Source organism: Variovorax sp. Soil_C_19 (assembly GCF_057657255.1).
On the sequence record NZ_JBDGIV010000021.1, the window covers coordinates 1 to 23331 of the forward strand.

The 23331-nt window shown below is 68.7% G+C and carries 17 protein-coding genes; all 17 read right to left on the bottom strand.

The window, feature by feature from the left end:
• Positions 1 to 123 precede the first annotated feature (123 nt).
• The 17 genes from tssH to AC3A6R_RS25270 all read right to left on the bottom strand — a co-directional run bounded on the left by tssH (position 124) and on the right by AC3A6R_RS25270 (position 23196).
• Positions 124 to 2847: a type VI secretion system ATPase TssH gene (gene tssH, locus AC3A6R_RS25190; RefSeq protein ID WP_487865934.1), complete on the bottom strand. Its 2724-nt coding sequence runs from the start codon at positions 2845 to 2847 to the stop codon at positions 124 to 126.
• The gene (gene tssG, locus AC3A6R_RS25195) at positions 2844 to 4004 is read right to left on the bottom strand and encodes a type VI secretion system baseplate subunit TssG (RefSeq protein ID WP_487865935.1); all 1161 of its coding nucleotides are present in this window, start codon (positions 4002 to 4004) and stop codon (positions 2844 to 2846) included. Before tssG ends, tssH begins: the two co-directional genes overlap by 4 nt.
• Positions 4001 to 5872 carry a type VI secretion system baseplate subunit TssF gene (gene tssF / locus AC3A6R_RS25200; protein WP_487863192.1) on the bottom strand — a complete coding sequence of 624 codons (1872 nt, stop codon included), beginning with the start codon at positions 5870 to 5872 and terminating at the stop codon, positions 4001 to 4003. The genes tssG and tssF overlap by 4 nt, the downstream gene beginning before the upstream one ends.
• A 124-nt stretch (positions 5873 to 5996) precedes the next feature.
• A complete protein-coding gene (gene tssE, locus AC3A6R_RS25205) occupies positions 5997 to 6557 on the bottom strand; it encodes a type VI secretion system baseplate subunit TssE (RefSeq protein ID WP_487863193.1) in 561 nt (186 codons plus the stop codon).
• Complete coding sequence (locus AC3A6R_RS25210) at positions 6554 to 7453, bottom strand: type VI secretion system accessory protein TagJ (protein ID WP_487865936.1); 900 nt, start codon at positions 7451 to 7453, stop codon at positions 6554 to 6556. The genes tssE and AC3A6R_RS25210 overlap by 4 nt, the downstream gene beginning before the upstream one ends.
• Before the next feature lie 135 nt (positions 7454 to 7588).
• Positions 7589 to 8071: an Hcp family type VI secretion system effector gene (locus AC3A6R_RS25215; protein WP_487863195.1), complete on the bottom strand. Its 483-nt coding sequence runs from the start codon at positions 8069 to 8071 to the stop codon at positions 7589 to 7591.
• A gap of 48 nt (positions 8072 to 8119) precedes the next feature.
• Positions 8120 to 9634 (bottom strand): type VI secretion system contractile sheath large subunit, encoded by a 1515-nt coding sequence (gene tssC, locus AC3A6R_RS25220; RefSeq protein WP_487863196.1) that lies wholly within the window; start codon positions 9632 to 9634, stop codon positions 8120 to 8122.
• Positions 9635 to 9648: 14 nt separating this feature from the next.
• Entirely contained in the window at positions 9649 to 10218 is a 570-nt protein-coding gene (gene tssB, locus AC3A6R_RS25225; protein ID WP_487863197.1) for a type VI secretion system contractile sheath small subunit, read from the bottom strand.
• 86 nt (positions 10219 to 10304) lie between these two features.
• Positions 10305 to 11399 carry a type VI secretion system protein TssA gene (tssA, locus tag AC3A6R_RS25230; protein WP_487863198.1) on the bottom strand — a complete coding sequence of 365 codons (1095 nt, stop codon included), beginning with the start codon at positions 11397 to 11399 and terminating at the stop codon, positions 10305 to 10307.
• A 138-nt stretch (positions 11400 to 11537) separates the two neighbouring features.
• Positions 11538 to 12728, bottom strand: a complete 1191-nt coding sequence (locus AC3A6R_RS25235) for a fumarylacetoacetate hydrolase family protein (protein WP_487865937.1) — start codon at positions 12726 to 12728, stop codon at positions 11538 to 11540.
• 65 nt (positions 12729 to 12793) lie between these two features.
• Positions 12794 to 16570, bottom strand: coding sequence for a molybdopterin cofactor-binding domain-containing protein (locus tag AC3A6R_RS25240; RefSeq protein WP_487865938.1), 3777 nt, complete (start codon positions 16568 to 16570; stop codon positions 12794 to 12796).
• Entirely contained in the window at positions 16567 to 17082 is a 516-nt protein-coding gene (locus tag AC3A6R_RS25245; protein WP_487865939.1) for a (2Fe-2S)-binding protein, read from the bottom strand. Before AC3A6R_RS25245 ends, AC3A6R_RS25240 begins: the two co-directional genes overlap by 4 nt.
• 17 nt (positions 17083 to 17099) lie before the next feature.
• The gene (pncA, locus tag AC3A6R_RS25250) at positions 17100 to 17813 is read right to left on the bottom strand and encodes a bifunctional nicotinamidase/pyrazinamidase (RefSeq protein WP_487863202.1); all 714 of its coding nucleotides are present in this window, start codon (positions 17811 to 17813) and stop codon (positions 17100 to 17102) included.
• A gap of 39 nt (positions 17814 to 17852) precedes the next feature.
• Complete coding sequence (locus AC3A6R_RS25255; protein WP_487865940.1) at positions 17853 to 18587, bottom strand: ABC transporter ATP-binding protein; 735 nt, start codon at positions 18585 to 18587, stop codon at positions 17853 to 17855.
• Positions 18584 to 19375, bottom strand: coding sequence for an ABC transporter ATP-binding protein (locus tag AC3A6R_RS25260; protein ID WP_487865941.1), 792 nt, complete (start codon positions 19373 to 19375; stop codon positions 18584 to 18586). The genes AC3A6R_RS25255 and AC3A6R_RS25260 overlap by 4 nt, the downstream gene beginning before the upstream one ends.
• 607 nt (positions 19376 to 19982) lie before the next feature.
• Positions 19983 to 21905: an ABC transporter permease gene (locus tag AC3A6R_RS25265; RefSeq protein WP_487860609.1), complete on the bottom strand. Its 1923-nt coding sequence runs from the start codon at positions 21903 to 21905 to the stop codon at positions 19983 to 19985.
• 82 nt (positions 21906 to 21987) lie between these two features.
• Positions 21988 to 23196, bottom strand: coding sequence for an ABC transporter substrate-binding protein (locus AC3A6R_RS25270; RefSeq protein WP_487860610.1), 1209 nt, complete (start codon positions 23194 to 23196; stop codon positions 21988 to 21990).
• Between the last annotated feature and the right edge of the window lie 135 nt (positions 23197 to 23331).

The following is a 23331-nucleotide window of genomic DNA, read 5'->3' on the forward strand; positions in this document are numbered from 1 at the left end:
CTGCGACAGCCCCTCGGTGCCGCGCATCGAGCGGAACTTCAGCTGCTCTTCACCCAGCGGGGTGTGGGCCGTAACGACTCGCGCCATGAAAGTTGTCTCCTTGATGCATTCCTTGATGCCTTCTTATGCTTGCGAAAACTCGTACTGAAAGTCGTCCTCCGCCGCCGACAGCCGCACGCCCGCGAGCTTGCGCGCCGAGACCGTGGCGCCGATCACCTCTTCGCTGAGCCGCGGAAGGATCGTGTGCGTGAGGATCGCGTCGATCATCCGGCCGCCCGACTCGATGGCGGTGCAGCGGCGCGCCACGAGTTCGACGGCGCTGTCGTCGTAGGCGAACGCAATGCCGTGGTTCGCGTCCAGGCGCGCGGCGATGCGGTCGAGCTGGAGCCGGATGATGCGATGCAACGCGTCGGCGTGCAACGGGTAATAAGGCACTACAACGAGGCGGCCGAGCAGCGCCGGCGCGAACACCTTGAGCAGCGGCTCGCGCAGCGCCTGCGCGAGCGGCTCGGGGTCGGGGCGAAGCGTCGGGTCTTCGCACAGCTGCATGACCAGGTCGGTGCCGACGTTCGAGGTCATGATGATCACGGTGTTGCGGAAGTCGATGTGCCGGCCCTCGCCGTCTTCCATCCAGCCCCTGTCGAAGACCTGGAAGAAGATCTCGTGCACGTCGGTGTGGGCCTTCTCGATCTCGTCGAGCAGCACCACGCTGTAGGGGCGGCGGCGCACGGCCTCGGTGAGCACGCCGCCTTCGCCATAGCCCACGTAGCCGGGCGGCGCACCCTTGAGCGTGGAGACGGTGTGCGACTCCTGGAACTCGCTCATGTTGATGGTGACCAGGTTCTGCTCGCCGCCGTAGAGCGCCTCCGACAGCGCAAGCGCGGTCTCGGTCTTGCCCACGCCCGAGGGGCCGCAGAGCAGGAACACGCCCACGGGCTTGTTCGGGTTGTCGAGCCGCGCGCGCGCGGTGCGGATGCGCCGCGAAATGGTCTCGAGCGCGTCGGGCTGCGCCACCACGCGCGCCGACAGCGTCTCGGCCAGCCGCAGCACCGATTGCGCATCGTCGCGCACCATGCGGCCGATCGGGATGCCGGTCCAGTCGGCCACGACGGTGGCGATGGCTTGCGCATCGACGGCCGCGAGGATCAGCGGCGACTCGCCCTGCAGCTGCGCGAGCTGGTTCTGGGCCTCGTCGAGTTCGGCACGCAACTGCGCTGGCGTGCGCTCCGGGTCGGCCGGCGGCGGCACGTCTTCCGGCGCGGCTTCGTCGTCATCTTCATCGCCCTCCGCCTGCACCGGCACGGCCGCGGGCGCGAGCTGCTGGCGCAGCGCGACGATGCGCGCGACCAGTGCCGCCTCTTCCACGCGCCGCGCTTCCAGCAGTGAGAGCTCGGCCTGCGCCGCAACCACATCGGCCGCGATGTCGTCGACCCGCTTCGCCTCGCCGACACCGATGGCCGCCTCGCGCCCGGCGATGCCCGACTCGATGCCGAGCACCTCGATGCGGCGCTGCAGGTCCTCGATCGCGGCGGGCAGCGCATGCTGGCTCAGCGCCACGCGCGCGCAGGTCGTGTCGAGCAGGCTCACGGCCTTGTCGGGCAGCTGGCGCGCGGGGATGTAGCGGTGCGACAGGCTCACGGCCGCCTCGAGCGCGGCGTCGAGGATCAGCACGCCGTGGTGCTTCTCGAGTTCGGCCGAGATGCCGCGCAGCATCACCACGGCCTTGGGCTCGGTGGGCTCGTGCACCTGGATGGTCTGGAAGCGCCGCGTGAGCGCCGGGTCCTTCTCGATGTACTTCTTGTACTCCGACCAGGTAGTGGCCCCGATGGTGCGCAGCCGGCCGCGCGCGAGCGCCGGCTTGAGCAGGTTGGCCGCATCGCCGGTGCCGGCGGTGCCGCCCGCGCCAACCAGCGTGTGCACCTCATCGACGAACAGGACGATCGGCTTGGGGCTCTTCTCGACCTCGTCGATCACCTGGCGCAGCCGCTGCTCGAACTCGCCCTTCACGCCCGCGCCGGCCTGCAACAGCGTGGGGTCGAGCACCCACAGCGACACGTCCTTGAGCGAGGGCGGCACCTCGCCCGCGGCAAGCCGCGAGGCCAGGCCTTCGACGACCGCGGTCTTGCCCACGCCCGCCTCGCCGGTGAGCAGCGGATTGTTCTGGCGCCGGCGCATGAGGATGTCGATGATCTGGCGGATCTCGTCGTCGCGGCCGAACACCGGGTCGAGCTCGCCCGCGCGCGCCTTGGCCGTGAGATCGCTCGCGTACTTGGCCAGCGCGGAACCGCCGGCCGCGGGGCCGTCGCCGGAGTGCGCCGCCGCGGGCGCGCCCCCATGCACAGCGGCCGGTGCAGCGGCGTCGAAGTCGTCCTCGGGCGAGCCTTCGGTCCATGCGGGCAGCTGCGCGATCAGCACGTCGGGCACGATCTTGTCGAACTCGCGCGAGATGCCCGACAGCACCTGCCGCAGGCCCGGTGTCTTGACGATGCCCGCCAGCAGGTAGCCGCCGCGGATCGATGTGGCCTCGAAGCGCAGGCTCGCATACACCCACGCGCGCTCGACCGCGTGGTCGACGTGCTCGGAGATGTCGCTGATCGAGGTAGCGCCATGCGGCAGGCGGTCGAGCGCGCGCACCAGGTCCTGTTCGACGGCATCGAGATTGAGGCCCGCGCGCTTGACGATGCGCTGCAGGTCGCTGTCCTGCAGCTGGAGGATCTGGTGCAGCCAGTGCACCAGCTCGACGTAGGCATTGCCGCGCAGCTTGGCGAACGCGGTGGCGGTCTCCAATGCCTTGTAGAGCATCGGGTTCAGTTTCGAGAAGAGCGAGACGCGGCGGATGTCGGTCATACCTGGGAGAAAGAAGCGGTGGAAGCCCCGGCCCGGGCGGCCGTGGCGGAGCGAGAAGACAGCGCCTCGGGCGCGAAGACCATGTCGCCCGCGTCGGTGTCGGACAGGCGTTCGCCGAGCCAGCTGCCCCAACCGAGCCGCTGGTCGCTGCCGAGCTGCATGCCGCGCGCCTCGGGCTTGCGCAGCACGAGCCGCAGCTCCCAGGCGAACTCGATGCCGATGTACTGGCGCACCCAGTCGACCAGCTGCGAAAGCCGCGCGCTGCCTGGCAGGAAGGCGCGGAACTCGTCCTGCGAGAGCGGGCCGAGTTCGAGGCGGAACTTGCTTTGCGCGTCGCGCACTGCGAGGCCGATGGTGGCGCCGCCGCCGAGCTGGTGGTTGCGCCCGAACAGGCCGATGCGGCTGACCTGCCGCTCGTCGAGCATGACCCAGTCGCTCACGAATTCGTCGACCCGCACCGGCACGTCGAAGTACAGCCGCAGGATCTGGATCAGGCCCTCGGGGTTGCGCGTCTGGCGCACGAGGTGGCCGGCCATGTGGGTGCGCGCATGGTCGGCGATGCGGTCGCGCTGCTTGAGGCCCGGCTGCCCCATGTTCATGAGGCTCGCGACGTAGTCGACGAAGCGGTGGCCGTCGGGCCGGTCGAGGCTGTTGACCGACTGCGCGTCGGCCCAGGCGCGGTAGAACAGCAGGATCAGCCGGTGGTGGAACAGGTCGGCGAAGGCGCTCAGCGTGTGGTCGCTGTGGTGGCGCTTGCGTTCGCGCGCGTACTCGGTCAGGTGCAGCGGCAGCGGCCCGTTGGGCCCGAACAGGCCGAAGCCATAGATCGAGATGCGCGGCGGGCCGTCGCCGTCGACATCGACACCCGAGACGTTCGATGGCGCGAACGCCATCGACGGCTCCTGGCCCAGGCGCAGCGGCTCGTCGACCGGGCGCGGCGCACGGCCCAGCAGCGGATGCCCGCCCTGCGCGTCGAGCCGGCGCAGCAGCATGAAGAGGTCGTGCTCGAAGGGCTGCTCGACGAGCCTGGCCCAGAGCACGGGGTCCGCATCGGCGGCGCTGCGGCGTGACGTCGGTGCCGCTGCAGGTGCCGCGCCGGCCTCGGCGAACTCGCCCGCGCCTGCAGCCACGCCGTCGGGGGTGTCGGCCAGGTTCATACGGTCGGCCGCCGTCCGATGCGCGGCGCCCAGCGCGCGATCTCGCCGCGCTGCAGGCTTTCGAGCGAGAACTCGGTGAACGCGTTGAGCGACACATGCCGGCTGAAGAACTGCTCGAGCACCGCGCCGAAGAGGTACGGGCTCGCGCCCGAGAAGGCGACCTCGTCGATCTTGAGCGCGATCTCCACGCCGCGGCCGAAGACGATCGGCCCCGGCTCGGGCAGGCGCCGGAACACCGGCGCGAGCGCCATCGAGCGCACGCCCTGGATCTGGCGGCGCACCGCCGGGTCGGCCAGGTTGCCGTAGAGGTCGAGCATCTCGCGCAGCGCGGCCGCGCCTTGCGCCGCATCGACGTCGGTCAGGCTCAGGTAGTTGAGCCCGAGATGGCTGATGAGGCGCCAGGTGAGCGCGCCCTCCGCCAGCGCGGGATAGGGCCGCGACGGCCCGCGCAGGATGCGCACCGCGCGCACCGGCGCCGACACGCGCAGCGTGAAGTCCGACTCCAGCCCCGTGGGCAGCAGGAGCGGCAGGTCGCGGTTGGTGCACAGCGCATCGATCGTGATGTGCCGCAGGCTGTGCGGGAACGGCGCATCGTGCTGGTCCACCAGCGACACGTACACCTCGCTGCCGGTGTAGCTGGTGCGCGTGCCCTGCGCGCGGGCGCGGTCCGACACCAGGCGCGGCTCGCGGCGAAGCGAGAAGTACGCGCCGAAGTCGCCGTCGTCGGCCGCGAACGAGCCGAGAAAAGGCCTGAACTCGCGCTCCTCCGAGCCGCTCGCCATGTGGCCCGTGACGCGCTCGACGGTGAAGATCTCGAAGTCGCGCGGGCGCGTGCGGTCGATCACCGCATGGTGCTCGTGCTGCCCGGGACCGACCGGGATGCGGTCGCTGCGTCGCGGCACGAGATTGATGATCGGCGTGCAGAACAGCGAGAAATGGCGCGCATCGACGAGCCGCTCGAGCTCGGCGTCGGCGCGGTCGAGCAGGATCACGATCTCCATCGTCGTGCCGCTCATGGCCGCGGCCGCGGCACGCAGGTTCTTCACGCTGAAGAACAGGTAGCGGTCGGGGAACGCGAAGTACTCATGCAGCAGCCGGTAGCCCTGGAAGGAGCGCGCGTCGTAGGGCAGCAGCGACTGGTCGGGGTCGAAGCCCTCGTGGCGCACGGCCTCGTCGCCGAGCGGCACGATGCGCGCGGTGCTGCCGGGGCCGCTGCGGCACACGACCCCCACGCCGTGGTGCACCGCGAGCTCGAGCACGCGCAGCGCATGCAGCTCGGCGCCCGAGAGAAAGAACTCGAGCCGGTCGATCGGCATCTCGGAGAACCTGGCGCCGCCCACGGCCTCGAGCTTGATGGTGAGCGCGCTCTTGGCCTGCCGCGCCACGAGCGGCATCGCATGCGCGATCTCCGCAGGCACGGGGCCGATGCCGGCCTCGGCAACCTTGATGGGCCAGAGCGTGACCGCATGGCCGGTGCGGAATTCGCAGGCGGTCTGCTCGCCCTTGATCATGCGGCCGCGCAGGATGGTGTGGCGCGGCAGCTCGTAGCCGGCCTTCAGCGATCCCTCGTTGAGGTTGCCGTCGATCTGCACCACGGCCATCGCGGGCAGCGGCGCGAGAAAGTTGGGATACACCACCTCGAGCAGCCGCTGCGAGAAGCGCGGAAACTCCGCATCCATCTTGAGCTGGATGCGCGCCGTGAGAAAGCTGAAGCCCTCGAGCAGGCGCTCCACGTACGGGTCGCTGACCTCGATGCCGCGCATGCCCAGGCGCCCCGCGATCTTCGGATAGCGCTCGGCGAACTCGGCCCCGAGCTCGTGCATGTAGGTGAGCTCGCGGTTGTAATAGTCGAGGAGCTTGGCGTCCATCAGTGGCTCTCCCCCAGGCTTCGCGCACTGCGTGTCGCTTCTCCCTCCCCCTCACCGGGGGCAACACCAGCGGCCCGGCAAAGCCGGTTCCGCGGTGTTCCTTGCACGGAGGTGCGGTAGCGCATCACAAGCCTCCCGTTGGACGGAGCACCATGTGCCCGCTTTCAAGGTCCAGCTCGGAACGCAGGATGAACTCGATCGGATAGGGCACCGACCAGAGCGTGCCGCGGATCTCGAGCGCGAGCAGGTTGTGGTGCTCGAGATCGTTCGCGTCGGTGACGCAGCGCACGTCGATGCTGTCCTTCATGATGCGCGGCTCGAAGTCGATGATGGCGGCGCGGATCGCGGCCTCCACGTCGGCGAAATCGACCTCGGACATGCGCCCGCCGGCCCAGCCGCGCACGCCGAAATTGACCACCGAGCGACGCGCGCGCGGCATCGCGTTGATCTGGTGCTCGGCGCCGAAGTTGGTGGTGTTGAGCAGCCACTGCAGGTCGCGCAGCACCGAGTCGCGCAACAGCTTGCCGCTCATGAGGAACGCGCCCGCGCGCTCCTGGCGGTTCTGCGGCTGCTTGTCGGTCAGGCGGTCGAGCAGCACCGGCTGCAGGCGGTCGCGTGCAACGCTTTCCTGCGGATCGCCGTCGCCATCGGGGGCCGAACGGTTGGCGGGCAGCACGGCGCTCACTGGACCACGCGCTCCCCGTCGCCGGCAGCTGCATCATCTTCAGCAGCGTCGGCCAACTCGATCTGGCGGATGTCGAGCAGCGAATGGTCACCCGCTTCGCTGATCAACGTGCGTTGGCCGACACCGGCATATTGTTCCTCGCCCGCGAGCGGCAGCCAGTCGGTGCGGCGGCCCAGCACGGCCTCGTCGTCAAGCGCATCGAGCGCGCCGGGATAGCGCACCGGCACCAGGCCGTTGAGCCCGCGGCCGTCCTGCAGCTCGATCATGGCCGGCGCCCAGAGCAGGTCGACCAGGTGCTGCGGACGCGCGAACTTGATGCGGCGCACCGCCGGCAGCGGCAGCCAGGCATAGCCCGAGGGTGTGAGCAGCTCCAGCACGGCGCCGATGCGCACGTCGCCGTCGCAGAGCCAGGCGAATGCGCTGCTTTGCACCGGCTCGCCGTCGATGGCCTGCACGGCGCGCGCATCGGTGCGGTCGACCAACGACAGGGTGCCCGCCACCGCGGGTGCGGCCTGCCGCGCGGCTTCGCGCAGGCGGGCGGCCTCGGCGGCCTGCTCGGGCGGCAGCGCGGCGGCGGCGATGAGGGCGTCGACCCATTCGCCGCGGCCGTCGATCACGGCCGGCGCAGGGCCGCCGTGGTTCCAGAATTCGGTGCGCTGGCGCTCGGCAGCGAGCGCCATGGCGCAGGTGGCGCTGGCGGGCGCGAACGCGGGATCGATCTTCGCGGCCAGCTTGAGCTGGTCTTCAGCCCGCTGCCATTCGCCCTTGAGAGCCAGGAAATGGCACAGCGCAAGGCGCAGGCTGGCGTTCTGGGGACTCGCGCGGATCTGCCGCTGTACCCCTTCGGTGTGCTCGGCCACGGAGCGCTCGCCCAGCACTGCAAACCCATCGCCCATGAAACGTCCTCATTGACTCGCACGCGGCCCACAACAAGGCGCCGCCGAGTGAAACATGTAGATGAAGAGGCCGGCCGCGGCGCGCCGCGTTCGTGCGGCGCGCGCAAGGCCGGCCGGGCAGGAAAAAAGCGGCGGTCAGCCTTCCTTGTTTTCCTTGATGTTCCAGGCCAGCACCGTCTCGGCGCCCTTGCCGCCCTTGTCGGTCTGCTCCCAGTACTGCTGCTTGACCTTGGCGGCCTGGAAGGCGTACTGCACCAGCACCGCCTCGCTGCCCTGCTCGGCCGTGTATTGCACCGAGGTGACCAGCACTTCCTCGAGCGTGACGCGCGTGTACTCGATCTGCGAGCCGCCGGCCTTGCACACCGAGACCTCGATCTTGCTCAGGTGCTTGCCGCTCGCGCAGTTCTTGAGCACCGACGGTGCCGCCTTGTCGATGCGCGCGATTACCTGCAGGTCGTTGAAGCTTGCCTTGCCCACGCCGCCGCCGCCGCCGCTGACCATGTTGCCGGGCTGCGTCGCTCCCCATGCGAACGAGGTGATATCCGTCCACTCCTTGTGGTTCGAATCTTTGGATTCGCCGTTCGCGCCCTCAACGCGCATGAACATGTCTACTGCCATGGTGAAACCCCCAAAGTTATTGTTGCCCGATCACGGGACACGGTTGAACTAGCTGCTGTCCTTCTTGTTGGACGGCAGCTTCGAAACCAGCCGCAATGACACCGTCAGCCCTTCGAGCTGATAGTGCGGCCGGAGAAAAAACTTGGCGGCGTAGTAGCCGGGGTTGTCCTCGATCGACTCGACCTGCACTTCGGCCGCCGCCAGCGGCTTCATTGCCTTGGTGTCCTGCGACGACGTGCCGGGGCTGCCGTCGACGTAGTTCATGATCCAGTCGTTGAGCCAGCGCTCCATGTCCTCGCGCTCGCGGAACGAACCGATCTTGTCGCGCACGATGCACTTCAGGTAGTGCGCGAAGCGGCAGCACGCAAACAGGTACGGCAGCCGCGCGGCCAGGTTGGCGTTGGCGGTGGCATCGGCGTCGTAGTACTCGGCCGGCTGCTGCAGCGACTGCGCGCCGATGAAGGCCGCGAAGTCGGAGTTCTTGCGGTGCACGAGCGGCATGAAGCCGTTCTTCGCCAGCTCGGCCTCGCGCCGGTCGCTGATCGCGATCTCGGTCGGGCACTTCATGTCCACGCCGCCGTCGTCGGTCGGGAAGGTGTGCGTGGGCAGGTTCTCGACCGCGCCGCCCGACTCGACGCCGCGGATCGAGGTGCACCAGCCGAACTGCTTGAACGAGCGGTTGATGTTCACGCCCATCGCATAGGCCGAGTTGGCCCAGGTGTAGCGGTTGTGCAGCGCCGAATCGGTTTCTTCCTCGAACTCGAACTCGTCCACCGGGTTGGTGCGCGCGCCGTACGGCAGCCGCGCCAGGAAGCGCGGCATGGCCAGGCCGACGTAGCGCGCGTCTTCCGACTCGCGCAGCGAACGCCAGGCGGTGTGCTCGGTGTTCTGGAAAATCTTGGTCAGGTCGCGCGGGTTCGACAGTTCCTGCCACGAGTCCATCTGCATCACCGTGGGCGAGGCGCCTGCAATGAAGGGGCAGTGCGCGGCCGCGGCGATCTTGGCCATCTCGCCGAGCATCTCGACGTCGGGCGGGCTGTGGTCGAAGTGGAAGTCGCCGATCAGCGCGCCGAAGGGCTCGCCGCCGAACTGGCCGTACTCGGCCTCGTAGATCTTCTTGAACAGCGGGCTCTGGTCCCAGCCGATGCCCTTGTGGCGCTTGAGCGAGCGGGCCACTTCGCGCTTCGAAGCGCACATCACGCGGATCTTGAGCTGCTCGTCGGTTTCGGTGTTGTTGACGAGGTAGTGCAGGCCGCGCCATGCGCCTTCGAGCTGCTGGAAGTCTTCGTGGTGCAGGATCTGGTTGATCTGCTCCGAGAGCTTGCGGTCGATCTCGGTGATGATTGCCTGCACGGTGCGGTAGGCGTCGTTCGAGATGGTGACGGTGCTCTCGAGCGCCTGGACCGCGAGCGTCTTGACGGCGCTCTGCACCGCGTCGCGGGCCTGGTCGGTCTTGGGCTTGAACTCGCGCTGCAGAAGGTCGGAGAACTCGTTCGGCTCGAGCGCTTCGACGGTGGCGGCGCTGCTCGCGCGTGCTGCTGTCTGTTTGGGTGCGGTGCTCATGGTGGAGATCCTGCTTATTCGGAAGAGGTGCCGGGTGTGCCCGACTTCTCGTTCGCCGCCTCCACCGCCTTGGCCACGGCGGGGTTGGGCGCGGAGGCGAGCGACTTCAGCAGCTCGGGGTTCTGGAGTGCCTGCGCGATCAGCTGCTCGGCCCCGTTCTTGCCGTCCATGTACGACAGCAGGTTCGACAATTCGGTGCGCGCTTCGAGCAGGTGCTTGAGCGCGCCCACCTGGCGCGCGATGCGCGCCGGCGAGAAGTCGTCCATGCTGTCGAAGGTGATGTCGACGTTCATCTGGCCTTCACCGGTGAGCGTGTTGGGCACCTGGAAGGCGACGCGCGGCTTGATGGACTTCATGCGCTCGTCGAAGTTGTCGATGTCCACGGCCATGAAGTCTCGCTCCGCGAGATCGGGCATCGGGTCGACCTGCTTGCCCGCGAGGTCGGCGATCACACCCATCACGAACGGCAGCTGGATCTTGCGCTCGCTGCCGTAGATCTCGACGTCGTACTCGATCTGCACGCGTGGCGCTCGGTTGCGCGCAATGAACTTCTGCCCACTGTTTCTGACACGGTTGTCTGCCATAAAGCTTCCTCTTGAATCTCAATGCGTGTTGATCGACCTTGACTGATGCTGCTGATGCCGTGCGCAGGCGGCTCAAAGGCCGTCGTTCATTCGGCCGCCGAGCTCGCGCTCAGCGACCGCCCCGCCAGGCTTTCAATCTTCTGAACGCCTTCGGGCACGAGCTCTTCGATGATCTGGAAGAAGTTGAGGTCCAGCAGCCGCTGCGCGCGCCGGATCAGCATCGGCGCCGGATGGCTGGGTTCGGTGCGTTCCAGGTACTGGCACGCTTTTTCCAGCAGCACATGCACATCATCACGGCTCGATATTTCAATCTCTTGAATGCCCGGCTTGCGCGCGCCTGCGGCCACGTTGTGCTGCCCTGCGCCCGCCGCAGAGGCTGAACCCTGCGCGCCCTGCGAATTCGCATCGGCAGCCCCGGCGTCGGCACTTGGGGCGGCCGTCGGCTCCGGCTGCGCCTGCTCGGGCAACAGCTGGATGACGGTGCGCAGCGACCGCTCGAGGCGAGAGAAGTCGGGCGCCCAGCTCTGGCCGAGGGCGCGCTCCGAGGTCTCGCGGATGCGCTGCAGCAGCTCGAGCGCCGCGTGCAGGGCCACCACCGGCGCCGCCGCCTTCTCCTGGGCGCGGCGCGCCACTTCCCTGAGCCGGGCAATGCCGCCCGGATAGTCGATCTGGTCGGCCTTGCTCGAATCGAGCAGTGCCTCGACCTGGCGCAGGCTCATGGATGCGCCGCCGTCGTCGAGCAGCTTCGCATCGCGCACGCTGCGCCCGAGTCCTTCGGCTTCGGCCAGTGCGGCCAGCGCATTCATGCGCGGCAGCGGGTCCTCGAAGCCATCGTCGACGACGCGCGGATGCACCGCGTCCCAAAATTTCTGCAGCACGCCGTCGACCACGCGCAGGCCATCGACGTAGCCCGGCAGGCCCCGGCTCTCGGTCCATGCCAGCGTCAGCAGCACCAGCACGCGCACGTCGAGCGTGCGCTGGCAGAGCTGCTTCGCGATGCGCTCCACGCGTGCCCAGTCGGGCGGCTCGGCCGGGATGATGGTCGAGCCGAACTGCTGTTCGCGCTTGCCCGTCGCCGCTTGCTGCAGTGCCAGGTACTCGGGGTCGTACTCGAGGTCTTCACCACACGGAAGCGGACCTTCGACTGGCGACTGCAGTAGTTCGATCTCGCTGGGCGGCAACCTCTGTCTCCCGTGTTACTTCATTAACAGGCGGGTATCTTGAGGGGAACGCGAACAATGGTCAACAGCAACAGAATGCAACATGCTGCCAATGAGTCACAAAGAAGTACAACTCCTTTGAACTCGTAGAAATAACGTTTACAGCAGCTGGCGGCCCGCCAGATTGCGCATCAACGCGCTTAAGCCGAAAGTCCACCGCGGCGCCTGGTCGGCATGCACGACGCGGTTGACCAGGCTACCCAGCTCGGGTGCCGAAATGCGCACGCGGTCACCGACCACGTGCGTAAAGCCCTGCCCCGGGCCGTGGCGGTCCTGCGTCGGCGCGAACATGGTGCCGAGGAACAGCACGAGCCCGTCGGGATAGTCGTGGTGCTTGCCGATCGCCTGCGACACGAGGTCGAGCGGATCGCGGCTGATCTTTGCGAGCGAGCTCGAACCTTCGAGCACAAAGCCCTCGGGCCCGCGCACCTCGAGCGCCACCGTGGTGCGCCGCACATCGTCGATGCCGAAGTGCGCATCGAACAGCCGGATGAACGGGCCGATGGCGCACGAGGCATTGTTGTCCTTGGCCTTGCCGAGCAGCAGCGCACTGCGGCCCTCGAAGTCGCGCAGGTTCACGTCGTTTCCGAGCGCCGCGCCCAGCGTCTCGCCGCGGCTGTTGACCGCGAGCACCACCTCGGGTTCGGGGTTGTTCCAGACCGAGGCGGCATGGATGCCGATGTCGGCGCCGGTGCCCACCGACGAGAGCACGGGCGCCTTGGTGAAGATCTCGGCATCGGGGCCGATGCCCACTTCGAGGTACTGCGACCACGCGCCCTGCGCGATCAGCACTTCCTTCACCTTCGCGGCCTCGGCCGATCCCGGCACGATGCCCGCGAGGTTGTCGCCGAGCACGCCGCCGAGCGCCGCACGCGTGGCCTCGGCCCGCGACGCATCGCCGCGCGCCTGTTCCTCGATCACGCGCTCCAGCAGGCTCTCGACGAAGGTCACGCCGCTGGCCTTGACTGCCTGCAGGTCGCAAGGCGCAAGCAGCCAGGGCTTCGCTTCATCGCGCGAAACGGTCCCGTCGCTGTTGGCAATGGTGTCGGCTAGCGACGCAATGCGCGGCGCCTTGCCAGCCTGTACCGCGCGCTGCACGGCGTCGGCGGGCGAGCCCGCGGCTTCGAGCAGGTCGCTCATCGTGGGCGCCACTTGCGAAAGGTCGTGCAGGCCGCCTTCATGGACCGCGACCAGTACCGGGCCGACGTTCGGTTGCCAGATGCGGCCGACGAGGGTGGCGCGCGAGGCGTCTTGCGGAAGGCACGAGGCGGCGTCGAGGTCGAGGGGCATGGTTGTTGTCTCTGGTGGGTATCGGGAAGAAGGCGATCGTAGCGCCGGGCGCGCGGCCAAGCCGCTCAGTGCCCGCGTGCAGCAGCAGCGGCATCCGCCCGCACGCGTGCCACCTGCGCCTGCAGGTCGTCCCACGCCGGCGCCTGCGGCGCGAAGCGCGCGCGCATGTAGCCCGCGAGTTCGGCGATCTGGCGGTCGTCGAGCGCTTCGCGGAAGGCGGGCATGAAGCCGATGTCGCGGCTCGCAGGCTCGCGCACGCCGTCGAGGATGGTGCGCAGCAGGTTGTCGGGCTTCGCGCTCGTGAGGTTGCTGTTGAGCGCTAGCGGCGTGTTCACGCCCAGCAGCGTGGGACCGTCGCCGTCGTGGTGGCAGGCGGCGCAGGCGCTGTCGAACATGCGCTGCGCCGGGCCGAGCAACTGGCCCTGCGTGCGTGCCGCGTTGTCGACGACGCGCCGTGCCTGGGCCTCGGCCTCGGCTTCGGGCACCGGCGCGGGGTTGAACGACGCGAGGTAGGTGGCCATGGCGCGGATGTCGGTGTCGGGCACCACGGCGAGCTCGCGCACCACCTCGGCCATCGGCCCGCCCGCGATGCCGTGGCGCGGCGAATGGCCGTTGCGCAAATAGCGGTAAAGCGATTCGGCATCCCACGGCATCGCGGACTTCGATGCGGCCGTGAGCGGCGGCGCCTCCCAGCCGTCGACCATCGCGCCCGACAGGAACGCGCTGCCACCCTGCTCGGCGCCGAGTGCATTGCGCGGCGTGTGGCAGGCGCCGCAATGGCCGAGGCCGTTCACGAGGTACGCGCCGCGGTTCCATTCGGCGCTCTGCGCCGCCACGGGCTGCGCCGGTGCCGGGTCGTGGAAAAGCGCGTTCCATCCGGCCATCAGCGGGCGCAGGCTGAACGGAAACTTCAGTTCGGCCTTCGGCGTTTCGGCGCGCACCGCGGGCAGCGCCATAAAGTACGCGTACAGCGCCTGCAGGTCGTCGTCGCTGGTTTTCGCGAAGGCGGTGTACGGAAACGCCGGGTACAGATGATGGCCGTCGCGCGAGATGCCTTCGCGCATCGCGCGCTGGAAGGCGCTGAACGACCAGCGGCCGAGGCCCGTCTCGGCGTCGGGCGTGAGGTTGGTGGTGTGGAGCGTGCCGAACGGCGTTGCCATCGCGCGTCCGCCGGCGTTGGGCGCGCCGCCGGGCGCGGTGTGGCACACGGCGCAATCGCCGAGCGCGGCGAGCACGCGGCCGCGTTCGATGGTCGCCTGGCTGTAGACGGGTGCGGTGAGCGCGACGGGTGCGATGGCCGAGCGCCAGCCGAGAAGGCCGGCGATGACGCCGATGCCGCCAATGGCGAGTGCAGCGGCCGTGGCCCACACTCCTTTGCGCCTCGGCCAGACGGCATTGCTCCTTCCCCCTCCGGGGGAAGGTTGGGATGGGGGCACGACAGCGTCACCATCCACACGCCGCTGGCCCCCACCCCCACCCCCGCCCTCCCCCGGAGGGGGAGGGAGAAATGCCCGATTCAGTTCGGCCAGCACCTTCTCGGGCGTGAACGGCGGCTTACGAAACCGCACACCTGTCGCATCGAAGATCGCGTTCGCGATCGCCGCCGTGCCCGGCACCGACGACGACTCGCCCGCGCCCAGCGAAGGCTCGCCGGGCCGCGGCATGTGCATGACTTCGATCACCGGCACGTCGCGGAAGTTGATGATCGGGTAGCTGCCCCACTCGCGGCTCGCGACCACGCCCGAAGGCAACACGCCCGGCAACTGCGCGCCACCCGCGGGCGCCTCAGCGGATTGCGGTGCGAACTGCACCTGCTCCTTGAGCGCGCGGCTGGTGGTCTGGATCACGTTGCCATGCACCTGGTGCTCGACGCCCGCGGGGTTGACCAGCAGGCCTGCATCGTGCCCCACCACCACGCGGCGCACGTGCACTTCGCCGGTCGTGCGGTTGACCTCGACGTCGGCCACCCAGGCCGACCAAGCGGCGCCGAAGCCCGGCCATTTACTGTGGACGTAGCGCGCATAGGCGAAGCCCTGGCCGAAGAGGATGTCACCGCCCGGGCCGAGCCCGCCATCGGCTTTCTCCTGCGGCCCGGTGCGCATGCGCCAGCCGGCCTTCTGCGCGGTCGCCTGCACCAGTTCCACCGCGCGCGGATCGTTCAGGTGGCGCAGGCGGAACTGCACTGGATCGACGCCCGCCGCGGTGGCGAGCTCGTCGATGTACGACTCGTGCGCGAACGAACTCGGCAGCGCCGACACGCCGCGCAGCCACGACGCCCGCACGATCGGCGCCATGTCGTTGACCTTCACGCGCAGGTTGTCGAACGCATAGGGTGGGCGCGCGGTGCGGTCGCCCATCTCGAAGGCCTGCGCCACGGGCTCGATGGTGCGCGTGAGCAGCAGCGCGAGCGTCGGCGCGCCGTTCGACGGGTACGAGGTGGCGAAGTCGTAGGCGGCCACGCGGCCATCGGCCATGAGCCCGCCATCCACGTCCATCAGCTGCGCGGCGCCTTTGGGCTCCCAGGCGTGCTCCTGCTCGCGCGTGAGCTGCACGCGCACCGGCACGCCCACGGCCCGCGCGAGCAGCGCCGCATCGGCAGCCACGTCATCGGCACCATTGCGACCGTAGCAGCCGGCGGCCTCCATGCGGACCACGTCGACCTGCGGGTCCTCGAGGCCCATGAGCCGGGCCAGGTCGGCGCGCAGCACGTGCGGGTTCTGCGTGCCGGTCCAGCAGCGCAGCCGAACCTCGCAGCCCTCTCCATCGGGCTGCCACGCGGCCAGCGCACACGAGGGGCCGATCGACGCATGCATCTGGTAGGGCCAGACGTAGGTGCGCGGCATCGGTTGCGCGGCCTGCGCGATGGCGCCATCGACGTCGCCCTCGTCGACCAGCAGCCGCTGGGTCGAGGGGTTGTCGCGCAGCGCCTGCGCCACGTCGGAAAGATCGGGCATGCCGGGCCAGGGCTTCCAGCGCACGCGCAGCTCGCGCAGCGCCTGTTCGGCGTGCTCCTCGCGCTCGGCGACGATGCCCACGAAATCGCGGATCACCACCACCGCGCGAATGCCCGGGATGTGCGCGATCGACGCTTCGTCGACCGACTCGAGCGTGTTGCCGATGAAGTCGCCGTGGTCCGCTCCTGCATAAGGCGGCCGCACCACGCGACCATGCAGCATGCCGGGCACGCGCATGTCGTGCACGAAGACCTGCTCGCCCGCGAGCTTGGCCGGTATGTCGACGCGCGCCTGCCGGGTGCCGACAATGCGGTAGTCGGCCGGGTCCTTGGGCTGCGCCTGCGGATCGAGCCGCAGCACCGTGCGCTGGCCGGCCACCAGCGCGGCGTAGCTTGCGCGCCGCTCCGGCTCGGCGGCCACGCGCACCATGCCGTTGCGCAGCTCCAGCGCCTCCGGCGCCACGCCGAGCCGCTCGGCCGCGCGCGCGCGCAGCCATGCGCGCGCCTGTGCAGCCGCGAGGCGCAGCGGCTGCGCATGGATCTGGATCGATGCGCTCGCGATGGTCGCGCCCTGGTTCGGCGCACGCGCGGTGTCGCCGAGCATCACGCGCACGCACGGCATGCCGAGCTCGAGCTCTTCGGCAACGATCTGGCCGAGCGCGGTCTGGATGCCGGTGCCCAGGTCGACATGGCCGTTGAGCGCCGAGGCGCTGCCGTCGTCCCACACCGCAAGCAGGATCTCGTCGCCTTCGGCAGGGTTGCCCGCGATGAAGGCGGGCTGCCCCTTGGCGGGCGGCGGTGGGGGCGGCGTCTCGCGCACCACCAGCAGCACGCCGTCGGCCGAAAGGAATTCCGCGCGCGTGCGCGGCAGGTCGGCGCGGCGCGTCATGCGGCCGGTGCGCGCAGGCGCGCGGCCGCGCGCTGCACCGCGTCAAGAATTTCGATGTGCGTGCCGCAGCGGCACAGGTTGCCCGAGAGTTCGCTGCGGATGCGCGCCTCGCTCGCGTGCGGGTCACGCGCGAGCAGCGCCGCGGCCTGCATCACCATGCCGTTCAGGCAGTAGCCGCACTGCGCGGCCTGCGCCGCTTCGAACGCGGCCTGCACCGGATGCCAGTTTGCTTGCGTGCCAAGGCCTTCGAGCGTGGTGATGGTGCGGCCCGCCACGCCGTGCGCCGGGATCACGCAGGCGCGCGCCGCAATGCCGTCCACATGCACCGTACAGGCGCCGCACTGCCCGAGCCCGCAGCCGTATTTCGGCCCGTTGAGCCCGAGGTCGTTGCGCAGCAGGTGCAGCAGCGTGGCCTCCCGCGGCACGTTGTCGAGCGTGTGCGCACGGCCATTGACCTGCAGGCACAGCGCAGCCTCGTTCTTTTCTTCAGCACCGCAGTGGGTCGTCGTCACGGGGATGCAGCCGTCCTTCAGCTCGGAATATCGCCGGACTGGATGCGCTTGACGCCCTTGGCCGCCATCTGCTTCCAGGCCGCCGCGAGCGAACCGTCGAGGTCGATCGCACGCGTGGCGTCCTCGATCACGTAGACCTCGAAACCGGCTTTGCGCGCGTCGAGCGCGGTCCATGCCACACAGAAGTCGGTGGCGAGCCCGGCCACGTAGACCGTCTTGATGCCACGCTGCTTGAGGTAGCCGCCGAGGCCGGTCGGCGTCTTGCGGTCGGCTTCCTCGAAGGCCGAATAGCTGTCGACGCCCTTGTTGAAGCCCTTGCGGATGATCAGCTGCGCGCCCGGAAGCTTCAGGTCCTTGTGCAGCGCCGCGTCGTCGGTGCCCTGCACGCAGTGGTCGGGCCAGAGCACCTGCTTGCCGTAGCTCAGCTTGACGCTGCTGAACGGCTTCTGGTCCGCATGCGCGCTCGCGAACGAGGCATGGCCCGGCGTGTGCCAGTCCTGCGTGACGACGATGTTCTCGAAAGCGCCGGCGAGCCGATTGATCACCGGCACCACCTCGGCCCCGCCCTTGACGGGCAACGTGCCGCCATCGACGAAGCAGTTCTGCACGTCGATCACGAGCAGTGCGGACCTGCCGTCGGGCTTGAGCGGACCCGCTGCGAAGGCGTCGAGGGCGAGCCCGCCGCACAACCCGAGGACGGCGGCGTAGGTTGCGAAGCTTCTGCGATGCATGGCGGGACTCCTTTTTCTTTCGTCGAACAATGACGGAGGCTAGACGCTGAGGTAGGCGCGGCGCACTTCCTCGTTGGCCGCGAGCTCGGCCATCGTGGCGTGGTAGCGGATCTGTCCCTTCTCGAGCACATAGGCGCGGTCGGAGACGAGCTCGGCAAAGTGCATGTTCTGTTCCGACAGCAGGATGCTCACGCCCTGCGCCTTCAGTTCGAGGATCATGTTCGCCATCTGCTCGACGATCACCGGCGCCACGCCCTCCGAGGGCTCGTCCAGCAGCACGAGGTACGGGTTGCCCATGAGCGTGCGCGCCACGGTCAGCATCTGCTGCTCGCCGCCGCTCATGCGGCCGCCCGGGCGGTGGGGCATCTCGCCGAGGTTGGGGAACAGGGTGAACAGCCGCTCGGGCGTCCAGAGCGGCGCCTCGCTGCCGTCGGCCCAGCGGCGCGGGGGCTGCTTGCCGACCTCGAGGTTTTCCAGCACCGTGAGGTCGGTGAACACGCGCCGGTCCTCGGGCACGAAGCCCAGGCCCAGGCGCGCCGCATGGTGCGGCTCGCCCTTCGAGATGTCGTGGCCGAGAAAGCGCACCGCGCCGCGGCGTTTGGAGAGCATGCCGATCAGCGTCTTGAGCGTGGTCGACTTGCCCGCGCCGTTGCGGCCCATGAGTGCGACCACCTCGCCGCGCCGCACCTCGAGGTCGACGTCGTAAAGGATCTGCGCGGCGCCGTACCAGGCGCACAGCGCCTTGGCTTCGAGCAGCGGTTCGTGTGCGCTCATGCTGTCGCTCCCATCGCGGCCGCCTTGGCGGCCACTTTCTCGAAGGTCTTGCCGCTGCCGAAGTACACCTCCTGCACTTTCGGATGGTCGCGGATCTCGAGCGGCTTGCCCTGCGCGATGAGGCGGCCGCGCGCGAGCACGATCATGCGGTCGGCGTACGCGAACACCACGTCCATGCTGTGCTCGGTGAAGAGCACCGCCATGCCGCGGTCGATCACGAGCTGCTTGGTCAGCGCCATCAGCGAATTGCGCTCCTGGGGCGCCATGCCGGCGGTGGGCTCGTCCATGAGCAGCAGTTTCGGGCTGTTGGCCATCGCGATCGCGAGCTCGACGCGCTTCACGTCGCCGTACGCCAGCACGCTGCAGGGCCGGTCGGCCTGCGCCTTCATGCCGACTTGGTCGAGCAGCGCCAGCGCCTCGTCGCGCCGATGGTCGGCCGCGCGGCGCCACATCGAGAACAGCTTGCCGTCGTGCGAGAGCAGCGCCATCTGCACGTTCTCGACGACGGTCAGCGAGGCGAAGGTTTCGGCGATCTGGAAAGTGCGGCCCACGCCCATGCGCCAGATCTCGCGCGGCCTGCGGCCGACGAGTTCCTGGCCGTCGAGCGTGATCGAGCCCTGGTCGGCCTTGAGCTGGCCGTTCACCATGTTGAAGGTGGTGGACTTGCCTGCACCGTTCGGGCCGATGAGCGCGAGCAGCTCGCCGGGGGGCAGCTCGAAGCTGATGCCGTCGACGGCTTTGACGCCGCCGAAGGACTTGCCTAGGTTGGTGACCTTGAGGAGAGTCATTGGGTTGGATGGCCTTCGTGAGGTGCTTGTTTCTTTTTGGGGTTCGGGGCCGGGTCTCGCCCCGGCGGGCGACTCACTTTCTTTTGCTTCGCCAAAAGAAAGTAAGCAAAGAAAAGGCGACCCTGCTGTCTGTGTCCCTCCGCTTCGCTACGGGCAACCTGCGGTGCTCGGCTGCGGCGGGGGTCCGCAGAACTCGCTTCGCTCAAACAGCTGCGGCCCTGATCCCGCCTCCGCCTGCGCTCCTCGGCACAGCCAGAAGGGGGTGGGGAACCGACGGGCCATCGCTGCGCTCGGCCCCGGGCGCAAGCGAGCACGCTGCGCGTGCTCGCGTTGGCGGCCGAGCGCAGCAATGGCCCGCATGGTCTCCAAATCCCCTCTGGCTGCGCCGAGGAGCGGAGTGTTTCGCGGATCAGGGCTCGCAGCTGTTTGAGCGAAGCGAGTTCTGCGAGACCCCGCGAAACGCGAGCACCGCAGGTTGCCCCGTAGCGCAGCGAAGGGGTCGCAGACAGCGGGGTCGCCTTTTCTTTGGCTACTTTCTTTTGGCGAAGCAAAAGAAAGTAGCTCGCCCGCCGGGGCGAAACCCGGCCCCGAAACCCAAAAGAACCCCTCACGTCCGCACCTCCCCCGTCCGCCCCTCCGCCTCACGCGAAGAGGAAGAAAAACGCCCCCACAACTGCCTGATCGCCCCCGCAATCCCCTGCGGAAACAACAGCACCAAGAGCAGGATGATCGCCCCGAGCATCGCGCGCCAGTAATCGGTGTTGCGCGCCACCGTGTCGTGCAGCCAGGTGAAGGTGACGGCACCGACCACCGGCCCCGCGAGCGTCTGGATGCCGCCGAGCAGCACCATCACGAGACCGTCGACCGAGCGGCCCACCCCGAGCGTCTCGGGCGAGATGCTGCCCTTCGAGAACGCGAACAGCGCACCGGCGAGCCCCGCCACCGCACCCGCGATGACGAAGGCGGCCCACTGCATGCGCTTGACGTCGATGCCGATCGCGTCCGCGCGCAGCACCGAGTCGCGGCCCGCGCGCAGCGCATAGCCGAACGGCGAATACAGCACGCGCCGCAACCACCACACGCCCGCACCCACCAGCACCAGCGTGAGCCAGTAATAGGCCCGCTTGTCCGACAGCCAGTCGGATGGCCACACGCCGGTGAGGCCGTTGCTGCCGCCCGTGAAGCTGTCCCACTGGTAGGTGATGGCCCAGGTGATCTGCGCGAAGGCGAGCGTGAGCATGGCCAGGTACACGCCCGACAGCCGCACCGCGAACCAGCCGTAGACAAAGGCGCCGAGCGCGGCCACGAGCGGTGCGACCACGAGCGTGAGTTCCATCGGCAGGTTCAGCGAGCGCGCGAGCAGCGCCGCACCGTAGGCACCGAGGCCGAAGTACGCCGCATGCCCGAACGAATGCATGCCGGCCGGGCCCATGATGAAGTGCAGGCTGGTCGCGAACAGCGCCGCGATCATCAGGTCGATCATGAGCACCAGCGTGTAGGGCGAATCGGCCGTGAGCAGCGGCAGCCCCGCGAGCAGCAGCGCGAGCACGGCAGCGCCCGCCATGTAGGCGTTGCCGGGGCGGCGCAGCGGCTCCTCCTGCATGCCGACGTAGCGGCTCGGTGCCTGCGCGCGGCCGAACAGGCCCCACGGGCGCCACACCAGCACGGCGGCCATCACGAGGAAGTCGACCATCAGCGTGAGCTTCGAGAACGACACGTCGACGCCGAAGATCTCCACCACCCCGAGCCAGATGCACACCGCCTTGATCTCGGCGATGAGCAATGCAGCCACGTAGGCGCCGGGCAGCGACCCCATGCCGCCGACCACCACCACCACGAAGGCCGCGCCGATGGTGTTGAGGTCCATCTCGAGCGTCGCGGGTTCGCGCGGCAACTGCAGTGCACCGCCCAGTCCCGCGAGCAGCGCGCCGAGCGCGAACACCGCGGTGAAGAGCCAGGCCTGGTTCACGCCGAGTGCGCTGACCATCTCGCGGTCCTGCGTGGCGGCGCGCACCAGCGTGCCGAAGCGGGTGCGCGTGAGCAGCAGCCACACCAGCCCGAGCACCACCGGCCCGACCACGATCAGGAACAGGTCGTACGACGGAAACTGCCGCCCGAGGATCTCGACCGAGCCCTTGAGGCCCGGCGCACGCGGCCCCAGCAGTTCGTCGGGCCCCCAGAGCCACAGCACCGCGTCCTTGATGACCAGCACGAGCGCGAAGGTGGCGAGCAACTGGAACAGCTCGGGCGCCTTGTAGATGCGGCGCAGCAGCAGCACCTCGATCAGCGCGCCTAGCACGCCGACCGCGAGCGCCGCGACCAGCAGCGCGGGCCAGAAGCCCAGGCTCGAGCCCAGCTTGTCGACCAGCGTGTACGCGATGTAGATGCCCACCATGAAGAACGAGCCATGGGCGAAATTGACGATGCGCGTCACGCCGAAGATCAGCGAAAGGCCGGCGGCCACGAGAAACAGCGAGGACGCGCCGGCCAACCCGTTGAGCAACTGAACAACGAAGCCTGAAAAACTCATAAGGACCCTGAGGAAACGGGAGACATCCGCCTCCGCGCCTTCATGCAAGAAGGGCCGCGGACGCGGTGCAGGAGCCGCGCAGTCAGTCTGCGGGGCGCATCTTCTTGACTTCGTCGTCGGTCGGCTGGAACTTGGCGCCGTCGAGGTAGACGTAGTCGACCATCACGCCCTTGCCGCCTTCGTTCTTCGTCTTGCCGACATACGCGCCCATGGTCGACTGGTTGTCCTGCGCGCGATAGCTGATCTTGCCGAAGGGTGTGTCGACCTGCAGGCCCTTGAAGGCCGCGACGAGCTTCTCGGTGTCGGTGCCGCCGGCCTTCTTGACGCCTTCGGCGATCGAGTAGATGGCGCTGTAGCCGACCACCGAGCCCAGGCGCGGATAGTCCTTGAACTTGGCCTGGTAGGCATCGAGAAAGGCCTTGTGCTCGGGCGTCTTGATGCCGTTCCACGGGTAGCCGGTCACGATCCAGCCGTTGGGCGCCTCGTCCTTGAGCGGGTCGAGGTACTCGGGCTCGCCGGTCAGCACGCTCACTACCTCGCGGCCCTTGAACAGGCCGCGCGTGTTGCCTTCGCGCACGAACTTCGACAGGTCGGCACCGAACAGCACGTTGAAGATCGCGTCGGGCTTGGCGTCGGCCAGCGCCTGCACCACGCTGCCCGAATCGACCTTGCCGAGCGGCGGCGCCTGCTCGGCCACGAACTCGACGTCGGGCTGCGCGGCCTTCAGCAGCGTCTTGAAGGTGGCGACCGACGACTGGCCGTATTCGTAGTTGGGGTACACGACCGCCCAGCGCTTCTTCTTGAGCTTGGCGGCCTCGGGCACCAGCATCGCGACCTGCATGTAGGTCGAGGGGCGCAGGCGGTAGGTGTACTTGTTGCCGTTGGCCCAGACGATCTTGTCGGTCAGCGGCTCGGCGGCCAGGTAGAAGAACTTCTTCTGCTTCGCGAAGTCGGTCAGCGCCAGGCCGGTGTTCGAGAGGAAGGCGCCCGCGAGCACGTCGACCTTCTCGCGCGAGACCAGCTCCTCGGCCACGCGCACCGCGTCGCCGGGGTTGGCGTTGTCGTCGCGGCTGATGAGTTCGATCTTCTTGCCATTGACGCCGCCCTTGGCATTGATCTCGTCCACCGCGAGTTCCATGCCCTTCTTGTAGGGCTCGAGGAAGGCGGGCTGCGCCTTGTAGCTGTTGATCTCGCCGATCTTGATCACGCCCTGGGCGTGCGCAGGAACGAGGGCCGCCGTCGCCAGCGTGAGGGCGGAAGCGGCGCAGAAGACATGGCGCAGTGGGTTCATCGGGAAGCTCCTGGAAGGGACAAGAAAAACGAGGTCTTTACGGGGAACACCGCGGAACCGGCTTTGCCGGGCCGCTGGTGTTGCCCCCGGTGAGGGGGTTGGCGAAGCGACACGAAGTGCGCGAAGACTGGGGGA

What these genes read in the sequence shown, in the direction of transcription:
- tssH (WP_487865934.1), bottom strand. Translation starts at nt 2,847, where the DNA reads ATGACCGACATCCGCCGCGTCTCGCTCTTCTCGAAACTGAACCCGATG.
- tssG (WP_487865935.1), bottom strand. Translation starts at nt 4,004, where the DNA reads ATGAACCTGGCCGACACCCCCGACGGCGTGGCTGCAGGCGCGGGCGAG.
- tssF (WP_487863192.1), bottom strand. Translation starts at nt 5,872, where the DNA reads ATGGACGCCAAGCTCCTCGACTATTACAACCGCGAGCTCACCTACATG.
- AC3A6R_RS25210 (WP_487865936.1), bottom strand. Translation starts at nt 7,453, where the DNA reads ATGGGCGATGGGTTTGCAGTGCTGGGCGAGCGCTCCGTGGCCGAGCAC.
- AC3A6R_RS25215 (WP_487863195.1), bottom strand. Translation starts at nt 8,071, where the DNA reads ATGGCAGTAGACATGTTCATGCGCGTTGAGGGCGCGAACGGCGAATCC.
- tssC (WP_487863196.1), bottom strand. Translation starts at nt 9,634, where the DNA reads ATGAGCACCGCACCCAAACAGACAGCAGCACGCGCGAGCAGCGCCGCC.
- tssB (WP_487863197.1), bottom strand. Translation starts at nt 10,218, where the DNA reads ATGGCAGACAACCGTGTCAGAAACAGTGGGCAGAAGTTCATTGCGCGC.
- AC3A6R_RS25235 (WP_487865937.1), bottom strand. Translation starts at nt 12,728, where the DNA reads ATGCCCCTCGACCTCGACGCCGCCTCGTGCCTTCCGCAAGACGCCTCG.
- AC3A6R_RS25240 (WP_487865938.1), bottom strand. Translation starts at nt 16,570, where the DNA reads ATGACGCGCCGCGCCGACCTGCCGCGCACGCGCGCGGAATTCCTTTCG.
- pncA (WP_487863202.1), bottom strand. Translation starts at nt 17,813, where the DNA reads ATGCATCGCAGAAGCTTCGCAACCTACGCCGCCGTCCTCGGGTTGTGC.
- AC3A6R_RS25255 (WP_487865940.1), bottom strand. Translation starts at nt 18,587, where the DNA reads ATGAGCGCACACGAACCGCTGCTCGAAGCCAAGGCGCTGTGCGCCTGG.
- AC3A6R_RS25260 (WP_487865941.1), bottom strand. Translation starts at nt 19,375, where the DNA reads ATGACTCTCCTCAAGGTCACCAACCTAGGCAAGTCCTTCGGCGGCGTC.
- AC3A6R_RS25265 (WP_487860609.1), bottom strand. Translation starts at nt 21,905, where the DNA reads ATGAGTTTTTCAGGCTTCGTTGTTCAGTTGCTCAACGGGTTGGCCGGC.
- AC3A6R_RS25270 (WP_487860610.1), bottom strand. Translation starts at nt 23,196, where the DNA reads ATGAACCCACTGCGCCATGTCTTCTGCGCCGCTTCCGCCCTCACGCTG.